General features: G+C 42.5%; 10 protein-coding genes. 5 read left to right on the top strand and 5 right to left on the bottom strand.

Annotated features, from left to right (window positions below; translation table 11 throughout):
* Positions 1–10: 10 nt before the first annotated feature.
* From MHI32_RS17730 to MHI32_RS17710, 5 genes are all read right to left on the bottom strand, one after another.
* Positions 11–5,872, bottom strand: a complete 5,862-nt coding sequence (locus MHI32_RS17730) for a bacterial Ig-like domain-containing protein (RefSeq protein ID WP_340010417.1) — start codon at positions 5,870–5,872, stop codon at positions 11–13.
* 1,210 nt (positions 5,873–7,082) lie between these two features.
* On the bottom strand, positions 7,083–8,090 hold the full coding sequence (locus tag MHI32_RS17725; RefSeq protein WP_076182327.1) for an alpha/beta hydrolase: 1,008 nt from the start codon (positions 8,088–8,090) through the stop codon (positions 7,083–7,085).
* Positions 8,074–8,751, bottom strand: a complete 678-nt coding sequence (locus MHI32_RS17720; RefSeq protein WP_340010415.1) for an N-acetyltransferase — start codon at positions 8,749–8,751, stop codon at positions 8,074–8,076. Before MHI32_RS17720 ends, MHI32_RS17725 begins: the two co-directional genes overlap by 17 nt.
* The gene (locus MHI32_RS17715) at positions 8,748–9,536 is read right to left on the bottom strand and encodes a MerR family transcriptional regulator (protein ID WP_076305730.1); all 789 of its coding nucleotides are present in this window, start codon (positions 9,534–9,536) and stop codon (positions 8,748–8,750) included. Before MHI32_RS17715 ends, MHI32_RS17720 begins: the two co-directional genes overlap by 4 nt.
* 588 nt (positions 9,537–10,124) lie before the next feature.
* On the bottom strand, positions 10,125–10,772 hold the full coding sequence (locus MHI32_RS17710; protein WP_076182320.1) for a transcriptional regulator: 648 nt from the start codon (positions 10,770–10,772) through the stop codon (positions 10,125–10,127).
* 305 nt (positions 10,773–11,077) lie between these two features.
* Here MHI32_RS17710 and MHI32_RS17705 point away from each other — a divergent pair, with 305 nt between their 5' ends.
* The 5 genes from MHI32_RS17705 to MHI32_RS17685 all read left to right on the top strand — a co-directional run bounded on the left by MHI32_RS17705 (position 11,078) and on the right by MHI32_RS17685 (position 21,483).
* A complete protein-coding gene (locus MHI32_RS17705) occupies positions 11,078–11,203 on the top strand; it encodes a hypothetical protein (RefSeq protein WP_256717263.1) in 126 nt (41 codons plus the stop codon).
* A 760-nt stretch (positions 11,204–11,963) separates the two neighbouring features.
* Positions 11,964–15,074 (top strand): ATP-binding protein, encoded by a 3,111-nt coding sequence (locus MHI32_RS17700; RefSeq protein ID WP_139330226.1) that lies wholly within the window; start codon positions 11,964–11,966, stop codon positions 15,072–15,074.
* A gap of 3 nt (positions 15,075–15,077) precedes the next feature.
* On the top strand, positions 15,078–16,169 hold the full coding sequence (locus tag MHI32_RS17695) for a response regulator (protein WP_076129707.1): 1,092 nt from the start codon (positions 15,078–15,080) through the stop codon (positions 16,167–16,169).
* 133 nt (positions 16,170–16,302) lie between these two features.
* Positions 16,303–20,709 carry an Ig-like domain-containing protein gene (locus tag MHI32_RS17690; protein ID WP_340010413.1) on the top strand — a complete coding sequence of 1,469 codons (4,407 nt, stop codon included), beginning with the start codon at positions 16,303–16,305 and terminating at the stop codon, positions 20,707–20,709.
* A gap of 399 nt (positions 20,710–21,108) precedes the next feature.
* Positions 21,109–21,483: a DUF4180 domain-containing protein gene (locus tag MHI32_RS17685; protein ID WP_076128242.1), complete on the top strand. Its 375-nt coding sequence runs from the start codon at positions 21,109–21,111 to the stop codon at positions 21,481–21,483.
* The last annotated feature ends 14 nt before the right edge of the window (positions 21,484–21,497 follow it).

Below are 21,497 nucleotides of genomic sequence, written 5' to 3'. Positions count from 1 at the left end.
GTTCTTTTTTTTATTTTTGCATCATAATTCTGTAAATCAGCATGGCGGCTTCGGCACGTGTGGAATGGGCAGTTGGTGTAAGCTGCTGCTGAGAGTCTCCTTTAATGAGACCTGCTGATACCAGCGTTGCAATATCATTTGCCGCATAATTAGAAATTTGATTATGGTCGGTGTAGCTGTCTAATGCAGAGGGGGAGGAAGAGGTCGTATTCGATTCCCATACCTCAGCAGCCTTCAATGCCCTAGCTGCCATAACAAACATTTCTTGTCTGGAGATGGAGTCATGAGGGTGGTAAAGGCCGTCGGTTTGGCCCGTAACGACCCCTAATTTCTGAGCTGTCATAAGTCCCTCATAAAAATAATCGTTAGGTGACACATCAGCAAAGCTATTTCCTTCTGCTGCGGATAGACCTAAAGCTCTAACCAATAAAAGTGCGAAATCTGCACGTGTAACAGTCTGGTCGGGCCTAAACTCTGTTTCTGTTACACCATTAATGACACCTTTTGATGTTAGTACTTCTACAATAAACTTCGCCCAATGAGAATCAGTTATGTCCCTGAACGTTTTGTGATTGTAAACGGCGGCGTATTGTCCAGATGAATTTGTTGTTGAGAAAATAGCTTGCTTCTTATCTGAATCATAATTCCCGCCTACTACCGGTTGGATGACTCCGTGCTCATTGACGTTCCACACTACAATAAAGGCGTTGTTCAATGGAGGTACAGCTGCTGGATAAGGAAGCCCAATTTGTATGGCCGAATTTAAACTCTCTAATTGAACTGTTGTACCATCCAAAAGTAACTCGTAATCAATAAGCAAACTTTCACCCAATTGCTTCTTTAAACTTCCTGTTGTATCGACAGGCTTGAGGAGCAAGGTAACCGTCTTCACATTGTCCAGTGTCTTCGCCGGGAATAGATTATCCGGAAGTACAAAGGTAGCTAGTGATGTATTGATCTCCAGCTGCAGTGTGGATGCTCCAACAAGAAATGCTGCGGCAGGGAGAGTGACTTCAAATGAGCCAACTTTTGGCGATTGTTCCTCTGCGAGCTGAATTCTTAGGATTTTGTGGCCTGCGGAATTAGGTTTGGCTAAAGCCATAATCTTTTGTAAGGAAGATTCAGTCAATATTGCGCTAGCTTTTTCTCCATTCATAGTAGTAGGTATCTCAATCCTTACGCTACCGTCCAAATGGAGTATAGTAGTGGCCGAATCTCCAACCGATGTTCCGGAACTGCCTGCACTCACGGCAGCCGTCGGACTTGGAGAAGCGGTCGGACTCGGAGAAACAGTCGGACTCGGTGAGGCCGTCGGACTTGGAGAAGCCGTTGGGCTCGGAGAAACAGTCGGACTCGGAGAAGCCGTCGGACTTGGAGAAGCCGTCGGACTCGGAGAAGCCGTCGGACTTGGAGAAGCCGTTGGACTCGGAGAAGCCGTCGGACTTGGTTCCGGCCCATCCAAAGGAATGAACTTCAAGAAATCGCCCCAGATTATATTCCCGTCAGTATCCCGAGAGTAATTGACTACAGGATTTAAGCTGACAAAGTTAGAATCACTCAGTTCTAAACCTGATTTATTCGCCGATCGCGTACCGTCAAACATGAAATTATTGTCCGCAGCTAAAGAAGCTGGATATTGGTCTTTTGCAATGTTGGCAGTTCGGTAAGATAAGAAACCGTCAATCGTAAAGTCTGCAGTAATGTGATCATAAGTGGTGAAGCTTATATTACCACGCGTATTGTTAAATCCGATGTTGTTGATGGCGATCACACCTGGATTACTATTGCTTGTAAAACCATAAGCGCCATTACCAAAGGCGATGGAATCGCGGATGGTATGTGTGACATGAATGCCTTCGCCACCAAGCTTGAAGCCATTTTTATCACCGGCACCTACGGTTCCGTCTGTTAAGAACCCATTGTTGAAGGCGGCGCTGTGCTCAATCAGCACTGAACCTATTGCACCTGAGCCTGCTTTCGTATATAAGTCCCAGCCATCGTCGATATTGTTATGCGCCAGACAACCTCTAAAAATATTACCAACACCCGCAGTCAATTTTGCCGCAAAGCCATCGGCATTATTGTCGGATGGATCACGGTTGTCGAAGGAGGTACTGTTGAGAATTAAGTTGTAGGAAGGCCATTCATTGATTTCTATCGCGGTACCATCAGTTCGGCTGATTTGTAGACCAGTGTCACCATTCGCATAGAAACGGCTATTTTCAACGATGTTATAATTGCCTCCCACTGTAAAGCCCTTGGTATTCCCAGCTGAGCGAGTGAAATCAAGTCCCTTCACATGCCAATAGTTTCCGCTCAAGAGAACACCTTCTGTTTTTTTGTCAAAATCAAAGATAGGTCTTGCTCCTGGTGCTGCTTCTATATACTTTTTGGCGGAGGCTTTGCCATCATTGTACTTTTTAATCTCAAGTGGTGATTTCCGCACATAACGACCCTCAAGCACAATAATATGCTGACCTGGTTTAACGAAATCAATCGCAGTATCGATATCAAGTGGGAGATTGATTGTTCCATCTCCGGAGCTTGATCCGGTGGGGGATACGTAGATATCATCATCTTCGTTATAACTTTTTAGGGTGACGGTAAAGTTGCTGATGATCTTCTCATAAGAGGTCAAATACTGAGTATCATCTGGTAAAAAAGTAATGCTGAAGTTCGTATCTCCTTGATCAAGAAGTCTCGTGGGAATAGAAAGACGTTTACCAGATATTTCCTCGATATCCTGAGCGATGATCGTAGAACCTTGCTTCAACGTCACCGTTCCGTTGACATTAGAGCGCACAATCATTTGGTAAGCTGGATCTGAGGTTTTACTTAGTGAAAGTATATTTAAGCTAGGTGTGACGGGAGTCGCAGGTGGTTCTATTTTAGGAGAATCTGTAGCTGCTGAAGTGACTGTTAATTGAATATTGCTTACATTAATTGTGGCTAAACGAGCAGCATAGAATCCGACATACATTTTTGAATCCTGTACGCTTAGAATGTCTGGTGTGAAATGAATAGCTTGCTGGCCATTATTGAGCTGTCCTGTAAAACCACTATTCGTCTTTGCTAAGGTTAAATGGTAAGGTGCTGCTGGAACAGTATTGGCAGGTGCAGGACGTTCTTTTTGAAGCATGATGGTTTGAATCCCTTTACTGCCAGTCCCATCCGTTTTTTCAACTCCCGTACGGACAAAAAGCTGTGTGCCCAGATCGCTTTTCGTCCCGCCGCTATAACCACCGATGGCAGCTATATTGGATGCAAAGACGCTAGAATTTCCTTGTGTGCCGATGACGTCACGTGCCATAATGCCAAAAGATTCTTGCCCGTCATATGGATTTTTTGCAAAAGCCAACACTTGGATATCCGCAGACAGCACGAAATTATCTTCCGCAGCATCTAGCTCGGTGTAATAGAAGGTAATGCCGTCATGATCTTCGGTGACTTTACCGCCGCCTTCCAAAGCGATCAGTTGGGCGGATCCATCCTCGTTGACAATCGTCTGATTGTTAGTAGCTGAAGTGGATTGACCGAATTGAATGCTTTTCCAAACGGGATCCATCTTTTCTTTTACTGTAACGGAATACGTAATGGGCATAATAGAAGAATCGGTAGGGAGTATGCCAATTTCATACACTCCAGCTGCCTGATTGTTGAACTTGGAAGTGTCGAGCGTATAGCTGTTTAGCTTCTCTCTATCTGAATTATCATACACTTTGGATACGAAGAGATCTTTGCTGTCAAAGTTTTCGTTAATAAAAAAGGTAGTTTTAGGATAGCTGGTGACTTCGATGCCTACTAGTTTTTTAACGTTGACCTTAACTTGAAAAGAGGTTGTTAAGCCTTTATGCGTAATTGTGATTTTTTTATCCCCAGATGTCGTGGTGTCGAGAGGAGAGACTTTGTATTCATTGTTCAACAGCCGAATCTGTGTACCATCACTGTAATGAGCATAAACCACAAGTCCTTCTAGTTTGAGGGAGTCCCCGATATAGTAGAGTGTTTGTTTAGGTTCATTTCGAATTTCTAAAGCGGATAACGTCGCTGCTTTTACTTCCACATTAAAGGTCGATGTGATTGCCGGCGCCTCTGTTGAAGTAACGGATACCGCTGTGGAGCCTGATTGCGTAAATAGATACGGTAATAAATCGCTGACCGGTTGTCCGTTAATGGAGAGGGAATAAAGATCACTGGTCAGTTCTTTGGTCAGGAAGCCGTCGTTATAATTGGCAACAAGAACAAGACCTTCTGGATCGAAGGTATCCCCTGGGTAATATACGGTTTTAGCTGGATAATACTTCACTGATAATGAGGTCATAGATAATGGAACGATTTGCAAAGGAATGCTCACGAAAGCACCGTTGTAGTTAATGGTTATGATATTTTCTCCAACCTTGCTGCTATCAAAGCCTGTAACAATATAATCCGTAGAAGATAAAACTGCCTCGCTCTCATCAGAAAAAATAGCCTTAACGACTAATCCAGTCAAATCAAGGGGCTCACCAACCAGATAAGTGGTTTTCGTCATTGCGCTCGTATCAGCGGTTAAGCTGGTTACGATTTTGGATTCAAGCTGGATGTCTATGTCACTGAAAGTAACAGTTGCATCTCTAGCTACATAAATTCCGGCAAAAAGAGTATCAGTGAACGTATCGTCCAGAGTTATGATTTCGGTCTGATCACCCACACTTAATCGATAAGTATCTCCTGATTTCTTAATACTTAGCGAATATACAGTTCCTGTGGACGGGGCCTGGATATCGCTAAAAGGATTTAACTTCACTTGGGTGTCTTTTTTATAAAAACCTTTCATTACCTGATCCAAAGCACCGGCCGCCGCGTAGTTAGAAGTAGTTGTGTTTGTATCTCCGTTCGTCCCAATACTGTCGCGGAGCATAAGACCGAAGGATTTCTGGTTAGGTGTGCTGACAGTACTATTGTTATTAAAAGCAATCACTGAAGCGGTCGCTTTCAGTTCAAAGTTCGCATCCACAGGAATCTCTTTCGAATAAAAAGATAATCCCTCATCGCTGCTGGAGATTTTGCCGCCGTAAGTCGTCATCGTTACAGAGGTTGGACTTTCAATTATAGGTTCGGGGTTCTTAGCTGGACTAGTATTGCCTCCGAAGGCGCTGAAGCCCCAAGGTCCTAGCTCGATTTGGCCTTCTTGACTGAATTGAATGTTTCGGAACGTAACCGTAGTATTTCTAGCAGTATAAAGGCCCGCATATTGAATGGAGCCGTCAAAGCTTTCGATCGTTTTGGTTTCATTGCCGATGCGGACAATATACAGATTTCCGGTCTTTTTGATGCTTAATTCGTAATTCTCTCCTTGGGCAGGGCGATTAGCGTTATCAAACACGTACCCAAGTTTCTGTAGGCTTGTATTTTGCAATTTATGAAACGCTTTCATTTCTTGATCCAAAGCACCCACGGCGACATAATCTCCAGAGTAGGCTCCGAATTGGTTATCCCACACATTGCCGCGCAGCATTATTCCGAAGGAAACTTGGTTATTGGCTGTCCAAGCATCCACGTGAGCCGTTGCCTTCAATTCAAAATTAACACTTGGATCAACTTCTTTAAAGTAATAAGCGATACCTTCCGTGCTGCCCGATACTTTACCTCTATCGTTCGAGCTTCGCAGTGTTGCTGATCCATCCGTGTTCTCCGTAATGCCAAAGTTGGCCGCAGTAATCTTGTCTTGCCCCCCAACATCACCAAATACGCTGCCTTGCCATTCACTTTGAATGTTAATCATTCCTTCATAAGGATCAGGTGCTTCCTCTGCAAACATCGATAACGGAAAAGAGGAACACAAAAGCAGGAAGGTTACGAGCATGGCTAACAAACGTTGTTGTTTTCTCAATGATTAAAACCTCTCCTTATATGATCGATTTTGACCAAAGCTAAGCTTGATCATCCGAAATTATACGTTATCACTAAAGCGTACAGCTATAATCAATACGCCATATAACGCTGTTTATGCAGCAGGAGAGGGATAATCTGAGTTAATGACACCCGGTTTATGCCTTTGCTTCTGCTACTTACGTGGAGTTTTCGGAGTCTGTTGCTGGTGGTTAGTACGCTGGCGTGGTGGTTACGGGTGCCGAAGTTGCCGATAAGTATGCTCGCAGTGGAAGTCCGCGAACGTTTGAGCAAAAATTACATACTCGGTTGTCGTTAGTGAACCTAAGCTGCCGGTAAGTACGTTCGCAGTGGAAGTCCGCGACCGTTTGAGCAAAAATTACGCCCGCGATTGGAGTTACGGACCGTAATGCAGCTATTTCAGCTAATTCGCTCATTTTCCCTGAGTTTCGGACTGCATAGCTCTTAATGAGCTGAAAAAGTGGATCAGAGCAGTGTTTTTGAGTAAATAGCTGCATCTGAGACCGATAGTGCGGCGAAAACGAGGAAATTCAACAAATACGGGCTGTACGGTCCGAACGTAGGGAGTGCATTGGTGATAGTCGTAGGTATTCTATAAGATACGTAGATTCTGGGGAAATCATAGCCAATACACGGGCTTGTGCTGTTGTTAAGTACTTTCCGCGTGGTGGTTACGGACCGTAACGCAGCTATTTCAGCTAATTCGCTCATTTTCCCTGAGTTTCGGACTGCATAGCTCTTAATGAGCAGAAAAAGTGGATCAGAGCAGTGTTTTTGAGTAAATAGCTACAACTGAGTCCGATAGCGTGGCGAAAACGAGGAAATTCAGCAAATAAGGGCTGTACGGTCCGAACGTAGGGAGTGCATTGGTGATAGTCGTAGGTATTCTATAAGATACGTAGATTCTGGGGAAATCATAGCCAATACACGGGCTTGGGCAGTCATTACTTCCGCGGTTGTCGTTACGGACCGTAGTGCAGCTATTTCAGCTAATTCGCTCATTTTCCATGAGTTTCGGACTGCATAGCTCTTAATGAGCTGAAAAAGTGGATCAGAGCAGTGTTTTTGAGTAAATAGCTGCGTCTGAGTCCGATAGCGTGGCGAAAACGAAGATAATTGGCAAATAAGAGCTATACAGTCCGAACGTAGGGAGTTCAGCTGGCGAGAGTGCATAATGGATGGCAAACAGATTAAAACTGGCTTACAAAGTGAACCAAATCATCTAAATATGGCTCAACAACAATATGTCGTGGAAAAAAGACAGCGGTCAAATATGTTCTTAATGGTGATGAGGCATTCTTTTTTGAGAGCATGGAGTGATCAGCATCAGGAATATAGAAGACGGAGAGTAGGTTTTCAGGAATTTTTTCACGGTAAACACGTTCGGTTTCCTCAACATCTACATTTATATCTTGCCCGCCAAGAACTAAATGGACAGGTGTAGTGAAGTTTTTTAAATCCCCGCTCGCATCAGACTGATAATTTTTAGCGAAAAACCCCCATTTTTCTTTGGAAATTAAATCGTCCGATTGTGCAATTCGCAAGTAACTTTCATACGACGCCTGTTCTTTAAGTAGCAGTAGGATTTGCGCGTTATAATCTTCTCTCTTTTGTATCTCCTGTTCTGAAAAACCTTCTAAAATCATCTCTTGTCTGGTATTGTATTGTCCTTGAGAAATCCATTGAATGGCGGGGGATACAAGAATACTGAAGGCGAGATCAGGCACTTTTTTAACAATCTTAGGAATCACCCAGCCCGCCTGACTTGCTCCCCACAAACCAATAGCTTGAGCATCAATCATAGGTAAGGCTTTAGCCCAGTTAATCGCATATATAGTTTCTTGCGCTCTATCTTCCATGCTTTGCTCTAGCCAGTTCCCTGAAGAACCCCCAATACCCGGTTTGTTAAGAGATAAGGAAGCATATCCGGCAGAGGCGAGCTTTTCCCACAAAGGTTTATATCCATCATCGTAAGTATCATTAACTGGGCCATCCCCATGAACAAAAACTACCAGTCCGACGGTTCCAGAGTAGCTTTTGGGCAGAACTAAGGTTCCTGTTAGTTGACCTTGAGGCGTATCTATTTCAATTTTTTGCTCAGTCATTGAAAAAGAATGTTGCTGTAGTACGAACAGGACTGCTGCAATCAACAACGAAATGGTAATCATCCAGACAGTTAGCTTAATTTTCTTTTTCATTCATTGATCCCCCAGATTGTAGCGATGTTTTTTTTATCATGTAATGCCAAACAGGCTCTTTAAAAAGTAAATGTCTTACCGCGCTATAGTCAGATTTATGGATCTCAAAGTTCAACTGCTGGTACATATTAATTGCTCGTTTATTCTTGTTAGCAACATGTAGCGTTAGCTTTTCAACCTCAGAATGACTGTTTACAAAATCCGCCGCCCAACCCAGCAACTCTTTGCCAATTCCCTTATTGCGGTGACTGGACCGAACAGCCAAATGAGCCACATAACACTCTTTTGCTCTAGGTTGATAATCCAAAAAATATAACCCAAGGATTAACTTACAGACATTTAAGCATCCAAATTTCTTGAATAGCTGCAAAAAGGGAGCCCGATTCAGTGGTTTAATTGTTCCTTTTTTAAGGGAGAGCGTATCCTGCCATTTTAAGTAGATAGTGCCAACCACGTCTCCGTTTTCATAAGCGATTATTTGTTTGGATGATAAAGAAGTAGAATCTTGTTCCCAAAGTCTTATAAGTAGATCAGCAATTTCATTGTCCTCGAGAGAGAGAAGAGAGTGGAATTTCCCGTGAAATGCATCTACCAAAAGCCTGCTTACAGCCTCACGATCTTGTTCCTGGTAATGGGCGATGATAACCTCGTTTGTACTCATTTAGTGGTATCATCTAAGGCATGCTCGATTTGAATTTGAAGCTCATAATGAAGCTTGTCGTTGTTAAACATGGATAGGTACGATTTCTCCAAAATGATGATTGGTCCCAATACCATGTAGTGATGCCCATTTAAAAAGTGTTCCAGCTTGGCAATCTCATGATCTACATCCTGATCGTCTGTTACAAAAAATGCTTTATAGAGATAACACCCTTTTTCTAAAACAATGTCAGGGGCGGGAGTGGTTTCAATGGTTTCAAAGCATAAGGTTACTTGTTCAGAATCGTATACATAATGCAAATCTGTTTCAAATAAATGATGGTACTGCGGTCTTTTTTCATATAAACTTCGTGCAGTTATTGTTTCGTTATCCTCTAGCACCAACCACTTTTTCAGATAACGATTGTCCACATGTTTAATTTGATAATCCCCCTTCATGTTGCCATAATCTGCATGCTCTTTTAGTACCTTTTGTATAAATTGTTGCAGCATTATTAATTGGTTTATTTCTGAGTTGATTTTGTTTAACGATTTCTCTAACAGCAGTTGGTAGTCATTCGTTGCGGATTTATTCATACTTTGGTTAATGGTGCTGACAGGGATGTTTAATTTGCGGAGCAACAGGATATGTGCCAATTGATAGATCTCATCGATGCCGTACATCCGGTACTGATTATTGTCTATATAGGATGGAAACAGGATTTCTTTTTCTTCAAAATATCGAATCTGGTGGATAGATACATTCATAAGTTTTGATAGTTCGCCAATTGTAAGGTACGGATTCAAGGGCGGTGCTCCTAACTGTAAGTTATTTGATAAAATAACTATAAACCTTAGGTCAGACCTAAGGTCAAGTGTTGATTAAAATACGGACTAAGCAGAGCACTTTTTTTCTGAATAATGATTAGTAATAGTAATAGTAATAGTAATAGTAATAGTAATAGTAATAGTAATAGTAATAGTAATAGTAATAGTAATAGTAATAGTAATAGTAATAGTAATAGATGGTAATGAAAAAGACTTAGATTTTGGAAGGACAATGCGGGGGTGCAACGGATTAGATTCAGGATCATTTTTTTGTATGAGCCTTGCTGGTATGACCCTAGAGTTGCCATTACGGACCGTAATGCAGCTATTTTAGCTAATTCGCTCATTTTCCGTGAGTTTCGGACTGCATAGCTCTTAATGAGCTGAAGAATTGGGTCAGAGCAGTGTTTTTGAGTAAATAGCTGCAACTGAGTCCGATAGCGTGGCGAAAACGAAGATAATTGGGAAATAAGAGCTATACGGTCCGAACGTAACTTTGTTAATCAAACCATACTAATCAAACCATACTAATCAAACCAAACTAATCAAAACAAACTAATCAAATCATCACATTCTAAGCTGATAGGTTCGATTGCGTACTTTTCCACCGACGATCTCTAGTAGCTGCTGTTCAACTAACTCATGTAAAACACGTCGGGCATGGCGATTAGTGACTCTAAGATGGTGGGTGAGCTCTACAGGTGTGAACGGACGCAGAAGACGTCTTGCGAAACGAAGTGTTTCAGCTTCTAACCAAGTTAATGAAGAGGGCGCGTCTGAAGCCATGAATTTGCCGATGAATGCCAGTACTAGTTGTTGACATAGCTGAGGCTCGTCCGTGATTGAGGGATAGGCGATGGATAGGAAGGTCCAACCGTCTAGCGATAATAAGGAATGGCGTCTACATAAATCTTTGAATCGTCGTACATCAAGATCTCTAGCATGCGGACCGTAGCCTTGAATCTCAATTCCACCCTTTGCTCCACCTGGCATATAGGCCAGATCAAGATAACGATAACCATTGTTGAAATCGCGCACTTCCCATTCGGGGAACAAGTAGTTGAAGTTTCCTACAGCAGGAAACCATACGGCACGCAGAAATTCGACTGTTCCATAGCCCAACCCTTTTGCAAGAAGCTCCTGTCTGCGGGGATTGTTCTCCTTATCCAAGTTGATCTGTAACCATTCCTCTAGTTGCTGTTCGAATCTGGACATTTTGTATATCCTCCTTAAGTAATTTTTTGAAAAAAGAAAAAGCCGCTCCCATACAATTCCTCCTGAGCTTAACCCAGGATAGAGATTGTATAAAAGCGGCGTGTTCTTCACGACCTATAGTTGCTATTATAACGAGTGCTGGGGATTTCTTCAATGAGTTATTGTGTATAAAGATGACGAATTCTAATAGGTTTTAGATGAAAGAAGCTAGCATGGTGAACGAGCTAAATTTGCTGAAGTTAATAGTTACTCTAAAAGCGGATTCTTCCCCCGCGCGGCCGCATGGCTTTTCTAGGACGAGCATTATGTGGTTACTGATCCGCAAAAATGGATTACGTGCTCTGCGCAATATCATTATTCATTTTCGAACGGACCGTATTGCAGCTATTCGTACATTTTCGCTCGTATTCCAAATGTTACGGACTGCATAGCTCTTATTAGCTGCAAATCAACTCGAAATGGGGTGGTTATGTGCAAATAGTTGCAACTGAGTCCGATAGCGTGTCAAAACCCTCGTTTTTCAACAAATAAGGTCTTTTGAGTCCGCATGCGCGCGGCGTAAGCATTCAGAGTCACCAACGACGTCGGATTTATCTATCTAGTCCAAGATATCAGATATCATTGTGTTCATGTCTTCCATGTCACCAAAGTCATGTAACTCCGGGATGAACGGACCGTATTGCAGCTATTCGTACATTTTCGCTCGTATTCCAAAAGTTACGGACTGCATAGCTCTTATTAGCTGCATATCGACTCAAAATGGGGTAGTTATGAGCGAATAGTTGCAACTGAGTCCGATAGCGTGTCAAAACCTTCGTTTTTCAGCAAATAAGGTCTCCTGAGTCCGCAAGTGCCGGGCAGATGCGTTCGAGTCGCCAAAGTAGCACAAGTCGCCCAACTGGTCCATTCATTTCATCATTAAACTCATCATGCTCATTTCGTCATCTTACTCATCGTGCTCATACCGTCATCCTACTCATCATGGTCATATCAGACCCTCTTTTCATACAAGTCCCGCTTTTTCCGAAAAAAATCCTAATAAAGGCCTATTACTTTGTCGAATTGTGAAGGAAATTAGAAAATTTTATAGAATTATCTATGTTCATCTAAACTTTTTACTCTACATCACGTGTTGCAGGATGGCCCTGGTGATTGCTGCAGCTTTACTCTTCCATAAAAGGGGCCGATACGATGCTCAAAAGGACATTACTTATCTATCTGATTGGTTTAATTTTATTATCTGCGATTCCTCTATCCATTCTTATGGGTCACGATAAACAAGGAAGTCACCTGCAAGTGCAGCATGGAGTCATGGATCTCGCGGCTTGGGATTATGAACAGGATAAGATTATCAAGTTAGACGGTGAATGGGAGTTTTATTGGAACCAGCTATTAACTTCTGAGCATTTTAGGGCGGGTAGCGCAGATATACCTGATTCTACAGCTTGGATGGAGGTGCCCTCCCGGTGGAACGGCAACATCGTTAATGGAAGCCCTTTACCCGCCTTCGGTTCCGCCACCTATCGGATGGTTCTAAAAAACCTGCCCGTAAGCGGGGTATTCGCCTTGAAAAAAACTAATATCCGCTTTTCAAGCAGGATTTTTGTTAATGGACAGTCAGTTATTGAGGATGGTAATCCTGCTGCTAATGAAGCTGATTATCGGTCAGGGAATATCCCGCTGATTGGGCTTTTTTCGTCTGATAAGGGAGATGTAGAAATTATAATTCAAGTCTCCAACTTCGATTATGTAAATGGGGGCATTCCGGTTTCTTTATCCTTTGGTGAGGAAGCAGCAATGATGGAGGTTCAGCAGAAGAGTACGGCCCGTGAATTTAGCACCGTTGCTATTTTAGGCACACTTGCCCTTATCTTTTTTATCTGCTTTGGGGCAGCGTCCTTATACCGTAAGCAGGATTACTCTTTACTTGTGTTTGCAACTATTTGTTTGCTGTTTGCGATATATCATGGGTTGATCGGCGAGCGTTCACTCTTACTCTTTTTCCCTAAACTTTCGTTCATAGTGCTCTACAAAGTAAAGGATATAAGCTCCATCTCCTGCTTTATTGTGCTCGCAATATTTTTTTACCAAATGCACAAAAGCATAATATCTTTAAAATTTACTCAAGCCATAACGATTGTTTTAGGCAGCTTTATAATTCTGGTCGCCATCCTGCCGATTCGTTCTTACACGGTCATTTATCCGTATGTGATTATTTTATATGAGCTGATGTTAATTTGGATGTTATGCAGAGTGGCTACCCTATATATCAGAAGCGCAGAAGTAAATAGAATCAAATTGCTGCTGATGTTTATGGCGATTCTAGCTATTAATCTATATTCCATAGACATTATTTTGTTTGCTCTTTCTATAAAAGAGAACCTTTGGCTCGGGCAGTTTTACATTGTGGCTTTTAATATCATCATGATCGTGCTGATTGTTCTACGTTTTTTTGAAGCCTACCATACCATAGACGAGATGAAAAACCAGCTGATCGGGCTGGATAAAATTAAAGATGAATTCCTTTCCAACACCTCACATGAACTAAAAACACCTCTAAATGCCATAGTGAACATTACAGCTACGCTGCTGGATGGGGTTGAGGGTCCAGTTAATGAAAAACAAGCGCAGAATCTAGCGATCGTAATAGGGAGCGGCAGAAGATTAACACATATGGTAAATGAACTACTTGATTATTCCAAAATGAAGTATGGAGACATCACATTATACAAAAGCAACCTGGATTTGAAAGCCGTTGTTGATTCCGTCATGGGTATTCATTCTTTTTTGCTCGGAGAAAAGTCGATCCTGCTCGTTAACAGAGTCGCTTCGAATTTCCCTATGGTGAATGCAGATGGCAATCGTCTGATTCAAATTTTCCACAACTTGGTTGATAATGCGATTAAATTTACGGAACAGGGTGAAATAGAGATTAGTGCCAGAGTTATTCAGGAGTGGGTGGAAGTACGTGTGGCAGACACAGGTTTGGGTATCTCACCGGATATGCAGGAGCGTATTTTCAAAGCTTTTGAGCAGGTGGATGAGGCGGAGATTCATAGTCATGGTGGAACAGGGCTCGGATTAAGTATTACTAAGAAGCTAGTAGAACTGCATGGTGGGAACATAGCTGTGGAATCTACAGTGGAAAAAGGTTCGGTGTTTATTTTTACACTTCCACGGTGGGATAAAGCGGTTAAGCCAATCTCGAGGCCAACCCTTAAGGCGGCACATTCTTATAAAGAATTAAGTTTCTCCCATGGTAGTTATCCCCTTTATATCAAAGGCGAGATCGATGAGCCCATTTTAGTAGTGGACGATGATTTTGCCAATCTGCAATCTATGATCAATCTGTTTAAGCTAGAGAAATATTCTATTGTGGTTGTCAATCGCGGGCAGATGGCACTTGAGGAGCTAGCGAAAAACACAGACTTTTTTCTGGTGGTACTGGATATTACCATGCCGGACATTTCGGGTTACGAGGTTCTGCAAAAGATTAGAGAGAGATTTACTCCTTTTGAACTGCCTGTGTTAATGTTGACGGCCAAGAACAGGGTGAGCGATATGAAGATGTCCATGGATAACGGTGCAAATGACTATGTGGGAAAACCTTTTGAAGCTGAAGAGCTAATGGCACGTGTTAAAAGTCTGACCCGATTGAGAGCTTCCGTGAAGACTGCCAAAGACGCCGAAATTGCTTTTTTACGATCCCAGATCAAACCTCATTTCTTATACAATGCTCTGAATTCAATTGCTGAACTATGTGTGGAAGAACCTGAGAAGGCCGAAGAGTTGACACTGCAGCTGTCCCAGTATTTGCGAAGCAGCTTTGATTTCAAACAACTGGATTCACTAACGAGTCTGGAGAATGAGCTTGAGCTGGTAGAGGCTTATATCAATATTGAAAAAGCACGCTTCGGTGCCAGATTAAATGTGGAATATGATGTGAGAGTGAATACGGATTACCGGATTCCTCCGCTGATTCTACAGCCTTTGGTCGAAAATGCAATAAGGCATGGCCTAATGTCCAATTTGCGGGGTGGAACGGTAATTATATCTGTAAAAGAATTAGAGAATTCTGTGATTAGCTTTATTGTGGAGGATAATGGATCTGGAATGAGTGAGCATAAATTGAAAGAAGTAATGCAGTCAGATGTAGATAAAAGAGGGGTGGGGCTGTGGAATATCAGTCAGCGCATCAAGCTATTATATGGAAAAAATATTCATATTCAAAGTGCTGAAGGATTAGGCACAACGGTATCTTTTGAAATTCCAATACAGCAGCTTAAGCGGATGGGAGGTTGAGGCATGCTGCGAGCGATTATTGTAGATGATGAGGAGTTATCGGTAAAACGCCTGAAGCGGATCTTATCGCAGAGCGGAGAGATTGATGTCTATGAGACGTTTTTGAATCCTGCGGAAGCCTATGCTTTTGCGAAGGCCAATCCGATAGATGTAGCTTTTTTGGATATTTCTATGCCTGAGACGAATGGGATGAAGCTTTCTAGCCTTTTGCATGAATTGGATGAATCGATAGATGTGGTTTTTGTAACCGGATTTGATGAGTATGCGCTGCAGGCTTTTGACCTAAGTGCAGTGGATTATCTTTTGAAGCCTGTAACTGCGGAGCGGTTGTCTAAGACGTTAGAGAAACTCAAAAAAATAAATCGAAATACAACGGCTGAGCCTACGTTAGAAGTTTTTTTATTTAATGGTTTAAAAGTGTACCGCAGAACGCAGAACAGAGAGCTAATCAAGCTGAGAAGTCCAAAAACAGAAGAATTATTTGCTTTTCTGGTTAGTAAAGGGACGGTTAGCCGGGAGGAAATTATCGACACGTTGTGGAGCGGATTGGAGCCTGAAAAAGCATGGAAGAATCTGAACTCGACGCTGTATTATATTCGAAAAGCAATCGGCGCCAATTATATAAAAGCTAGCAGGAATGAAATTCATGTAGTAGAAAGCAGCATTTATTGTGATCTGTATGAATTTGAGCGATTGTTAAAGCAAATCAGGCAAACCTCTGAAAGACATGTTGAATGGATGATTCAAGCAGAAGTTTTATACACAGGAGCATTACTCAAAGGAAAAGCCTATGAATGGGCCAGTGGCAGGACGCGCAGACTCGAGCATGAATATATAGGATTGCTAGAGCTGGCTGCAAGATTTCATTTGGAGCAGAATCAGCAGCAGCAAGCACTGCATTATTTTGGAGAAATATTAAAATTAGATTCCTTGCGAGAGGACATCTATCATGAAATCATCAACTTATTAATTGAATTAGGGCGAATGAATGAAGCACAGCGGAAATTTGGTCAATTGGAAGAGATGCTGCAGCAAGAGCTCGGAACAACACCCGATCCTAAACTTAAAGCGTTAATGAAACAGAAGTTATTGTAATGGAAGGAACCTTCGAAAGGATGGCTATCGAGGGTTCTTTTTTTGTTTATTTTTTGTTTATCTTAATTTTGTATAATACTCTCGATTATTGTCGAATTAAGGACATGATTTATGCTAGAGGGGGAAATAGAGTTTGAAGCCATCATTTATGAAAATAGGCATTAGTATTTCGTTATGTACTGGACTTGTGGTGCAGGGGGTAGGTCCTATGCAAACTCCAATCATAAGTGCAAAAGCTAGTTTCGGTTGGCTCGAGAATAGCCCAGCTATAATAACGTCGATCAATGAAGATGACTATACCAACGCAGGAGTTGAGGTAGCCAGCTTTTTGACAGGAAAAGTATCGGATCCAGCGTCAACAGGGATTGCTGTAGTAGCTTTAGATAATACCAAAGGGGCCTGGCAGTATTACAACACGGTGGGACGAATTTGGTATAATATCGAGCCGGTGTCAAACAGTAATGCTTTTCTGCTGCTGAAATCGGAGAAAATCCGTTTTGTCCCGGCGAAAGACTGGAACGGAACGGCATCCATTAGCTTTAAGCTATGGGATACAACAGCATCCGGTTATCAAAATTATCAAAAAAATGCGAATACCACAGTATCTGCCGCGTTCAGCTCAGATCCGGGTATAGCCGTAATTACTGTAAATCCAGTGAACGATGCACCTTATCTGACAGAACTAAATGGTGGGGACTATCTTAGTTTTGACGGTAACGGGGATTATGTGACCTTCCCGGATCAACGGATTTATGGGAATTCTTTTACAGTTGAAGGATTTTTGAAGGTAGATGCTTTTCAGACATGGATGAGATTTTTTGAATCTTCGATCGCAGAGCAGAACCACAATATTTTTGTAGGTTTTAACGGTAAACGGATGAATTTCACTGCCTACACTAATAAGGGAGATATTAATGTCACTGAGGATTTCCCGATTTCTAAATGGGTTCATGTCGCGATTGTTTATGATCACAGTCAGAAAAAGGGACGGATTTATTGGGATGGTGTACTTAAGGCAGAAGGGGCCATGGATTTAAGTACAGTAGGAAACGTTGCACGTCCGAATAACTGGCTTGGAAAAAGCACGTGGAGACAGGACGGAGATTATAACGGTGGAATGAGAGACGTGAGGTTCTGGAGTAAAGCCAAGACCCAAAGTGATATTGTTCGAGAAATGAATGTCGACTTGACAGGCTCGGAGCCTAATCTGGCTTTAAACTATAAATTAGCGAATAGCAATGATGGGAATGTCGCTATTAATACCTCTGGTCTTCCCCTTAAGAACGGCACAATTACTGGGGCAACCTGGAAGCAGGACACAGGTTTTATGGGGAATACTACAACCGATAAAAACAAGTCGGTCTCACGATCCTTTAAGGTCCTCGATGTGGATGGAGATGACCTACAAGTATCAGCTACTTCCTCGAATACGCTCTTAATTCCGAATAATGGACTGAAAATAAGTGGAAGTGGTGAGCAACGGACTTTAGAAATAACACCCGCAGCGAATGCTTTTGGCACCAGTGTGATTTCTGTTAAGGTAAGTGATGGAGCATTAAGCAACACCTACACTTTTAATGTGACCGTAAACAATACGGGGGATGTAATCGTAACCGGAGTGACCCTGGATAAACCATCACTCAGTTTAACGGAAGGAGAAGCAGGAGACACGCTTAGTGCCGTAATAGCACCTGCTGATGCCACGAACAAAACAGTAAATTGGAGCTCTAGTGATGAGACTATTGCAACCGTTGTAAACGGGGTGGTAACTCCAGTTGGCGTTGGAACAGCGATCATCACGGTAACGACTACTGATGGAAGTTTTACTGCTTCGTCTGTAGTAAATGTGAGTGCCCCAATCCCGCCCGTTGTGGACGTAACTGGAGTGAAGCTAGATCAGGAAACACTGGATTTAACAGCTGGTGAAGCTGATGGACTCCTCAAAGCAACAATAGAGCCTGCCAATGCAACGGATAAAGACGTGATCTGGAGCTCGAGTGATGAGACAGTTGCGACCGTTGTGAACGGTGTGGTAACTCCGGTTGGTGAGGGGACAGCAGTTATTACGGTAACGACCAAAGATGGAAGTTTTACAGCTACAACCACAGTTAGTGTGAGTGCTCCAATCCCGCCGGTTGTGGACGTAACTGGAGTGAAGCTAGATCAGGAAACACTGAATTTAACAGCTGGTGAAGCTGATGGAATTCTAAAAGCAACAATAGAGCCTGCCAATGCAACGGATAAAGACGTGATCTGGAGCTCGAGCGATGAAACAGTCGCGACCGTTGTGAACGGAGTAATAACTCCGGTTGGAGAGGGTACAGCGGTTATTACGGTAACGACGAAAGATGGAAGTTTTACAGCTTCGTCTGTAGTAAATGTGAGTGCTCCAATCCCGCCGGTTGTGGACGTAACTGGAGTGAAGTTAGATCAGGAAACACTGAATTTAACAGCTGGTGAAGCTGATGGAATTCTAAAAGCAACAATAGAGCCTGCGAATGCAACAGATAAAGACGTGATCTGGAGCTCGAGCGATGAAACTGTAGCGACCGTAGTGAACGGAGTAGTAACTCCGGTTGGAGAGGGTACAGCGGTTATCAAGGTAACGACCAAAGATGGAAGTTTTACAGCTACAACCACAGTTAATGTAGCCGCTCCTAAGCCACCTGACGTTATCGTAACTGGGGTGACTTTAGACCAGACAGAACTTAACTTAACGGTGGGTGAAGGCGAGGGAACTCTACAAGCGACAGTAGCTCCTGCTAATGCAACAAATAAAGGTGTGATCTGGAGCTCGAGCGATGAGACAGTAGCTAAGGTTGTTTATGGAGTAGTAACTCCGATTGGTGAAGGAACAGCCATCATAACGGTAACGACGAAAGATGGTAGTTATACGGCTTCTACAACCGTTACTGTGAAGGCACCTGTTAAACCAGTTACAGCACCTGGAATTCCAACATCCGTAACTGCAACTGCAGAGAATGGTCAAGCAATCATCACCTTTATCCCGCCGGTGAACGATGGAGGCAGCGAAATCACAGGATATATTGTAACTGCTAATCCGGGAGGTTTGACGGTTACAGGAACTGGAAGTCCTCTGACAATCAGTGGTTTGACGAATGGAACAAGCTATACCTTCACGGTACAGGCAATCAATAAAGCTGGCATCAGCGAATTCTCTGCTGAGTCCAATGCAGTTGTTCCTAGCACTCCATCTGGTGGTGATGTTGTTGTTCCGTCGCAACCAACCCCATCACCAACCCCATCACCAACTCCGGCACCTGTGGTAAATGCTGCTTCCATTCTAATCAATGGTAAAGCTGAAACAGTGGGAACCGCAACGAATGGTAAACGGAATGAGCAAACGTTAATCACTATTGTGTTAGATCAGAAGAAGCTAGAGGACAAGCTCGCCACTGAAGGTAAAGGTACAGTAGTTTCTATCGGTGCAAATAGTAAATCTGATGTTATAGTTGGCGAATTAAATGGACAAATGGTTAAAAATATGCAGGGTAATCAAGCGATTCTTGAGATTAAAGCGGGAAATGCGACATTTACACTGCCTGCTCAACAAATTAATATTGACGCTTTGAACGAGCAAATCGGCAAGTCGGTAGCTTTGCAAGATATTAAGATACAGATTGAAATTAGTGCTCCTACAGCCGATAAAGTTAAAGCTTTAGAAGCAGCTGCGCAAAAAGGATCCTTCTCATTAGTTTCCGCGCCAGTTAATTTTACGGCTAGAGGTATCTACGGAGATAAGAGTATTGAACTTTCCCAATTCAATACGTATGTTAAACGTACCATAGCCATTCCTGAAGGGATGGACCCGAACAAGATTACAACTGGAGTGTACGTTGATTCCGAAGGTTCGGTACACCATGTTCCTACTAAAGTGGTTGTAATTGATGGCAAATATTTTGCTACTATCAATAGCTTAAGCGGAGGTACTTACTCCGTAATCTGGCATCCGCTTGAATTTAGTGATGTAGCTAATCACTGGGCAAAAGAGGCAGTGAACGATATGGGCTCCCGATTAGTCATTGAGGGAACAGGTAGTGGTCAATTTACTCCGGATCAAGCCATTACCCGTGCAGAGTTTGCGGCGATTGTTGTACGCGGTCTGGGACTTGAGATGGAACAAGCTGCAACACCATTCTCAGATGTAAAGACCACGGATTGGTATAACAGTGCGATCAACACGGCATTTACTTATCAATTAATCAATGGTTTTGAAGATGGCATGTTCCGCCCTGATGAACATATTACCCGTGAACAAGCGATGTTAATTATTGCTAAAGCGATGAAAATTACAGCGCTACAGACTAAGCTTTCTGTTCAATCGGCTGACGTTTTGTTAGCTCCATTTACAGATAGTAGTAAGGTTTCTAACTGGGCAATCAGTGGAGTTACTGACACTTTGCAGGCAGGCATTATCATGGGAAGAAGCAGTAAAGGGCTTGCTCCGAAAGATGATATGACCAGAGCTGAGGTTGCAGAGATCGTGAAGCGGCTACTTGAAAAGTCGGATTTAATCTAATCTACTGAGCTCCAGAATTGTGATCATTAGAGGATTCGTTCAAAGAACATTGAACGAGTCCTCTTTTCTTTTTATGGCTTAGCTCGTTTATACGATAATTAATCATTAATGATGTATTTCAGACAGCATAATCAGGCTATGCAGAACGGCTGAAAGAAATCCTGAAAGCTCATCCGCACCTTGCGAATATGGAGAATAATATATTCGATAGTGATGGTTATACTTCCTTACATTCTGCTGCTTTTCATACGGATAATGTAGAACTAATAGAGTTGTAAATCGAACATGGCGCCGACATTTCTGCTAAAATAAAAAGTGGTGAATCTGCATGGTCGGTTGCGATTAAGCAGAGTAATCATAATGTTGCAGAAATTCTTCGCGGAAAAGGAGTAGTCTTGAATGAAAATCACAGTGGATGATAAGAATGATTCAACGGTAGCTATAATCTCTGGTGAGGAGATCATAATCAATAATGTAAGGGATGCCTTAGACTTAATGATGAATGTGAAATACCAAGGATGCGATAAAATGCTTCTGAGGAAGGAACAGATTACGGATGATTTTTTCGAGCTAAAGTCTGGAGTTGCTGGTGAGATTGCACAAAAATATACAAACTATCAGATGAGAGTTGCTATCGTAGGAGAATTTACAAGCTATAACAGCAAAAGTCTGAATGATTTTATTTACGAATGCAATCAAGGCGATAAAATGTTGTTCAAAAGTACTGAAGCTGAGGCTTTAGCGGCCCTACATTTATGCAAATCGTGGAGATGATCCAGAGAGGAGTT

The organism is Paenibacillus sp. FSL H7-0690, assembly GCF_037980415.1.
Classification (GTDB): Bacteria; Bacillota; Bacilli; order Paenibacillales; family Paenibacillaceae; genus Paenibacillus_AQ; species Paenibacillus_AQ odorifer.
This window is presented reverse-complemented; position numbering and strand designations above follow the sequence as displayed.

What these genes read in the sequence shown, in the direction of transcription:
- MHI32_RS17725 (WP_076182327.1), bottom strand. Translation starts at nt 8,090, where the DNA reads ATGAAAAAGAAAATTAAGCTAACTGTCTGGATGATTACCATTTCGTTG.
- MHI32_RS17720 (WP_340010415.1), bottom strand. Translation starts at nt 8,751, where the DNA reads ATGAGTACAAACGAGGTTATCATCGCCCATTACCAGGAACAAGATCGT.
- MHI32_RS17710 (WP_076182320.1), bottom strand. Translation starts at nt 10,772, where the DNA reads ATGTCCAGATTCGAACAGCAACTAGAGGAATGGTTACAGATCAACTTG.
- MHI32_RS17705 (WP_256717263.1), top strand. Translation starts at nt 11,078, where the DNA reads ATGTGGTTACTGATCCGCAAAAATGGATTACGTGCTCTGCGCAATATC.
- MHI32_RS17700 (WP_139330226.1), top strand. Translation starts at nt 11,964, where the DNA reads ATGCTCAAAAGGACATTACTTATCTATCTGATTGGTTTAATTTTATTA.
- MHI32_RS17695 (WP_076129707.1), top strand. Translation starts at nt 15,078, where the DNA reads ATGCTGCGAGCGATTATTGTAGATGATGAGGAGTTATCGGTAAAACGC.
- MHI32_RS17685 (WP_076128242.1), top strand. Translation starts at nt 21,109, where the DNA reads ATGAAAATCACAGTGGATGATAAGAATGATTCAACGGTAGCTATAATC.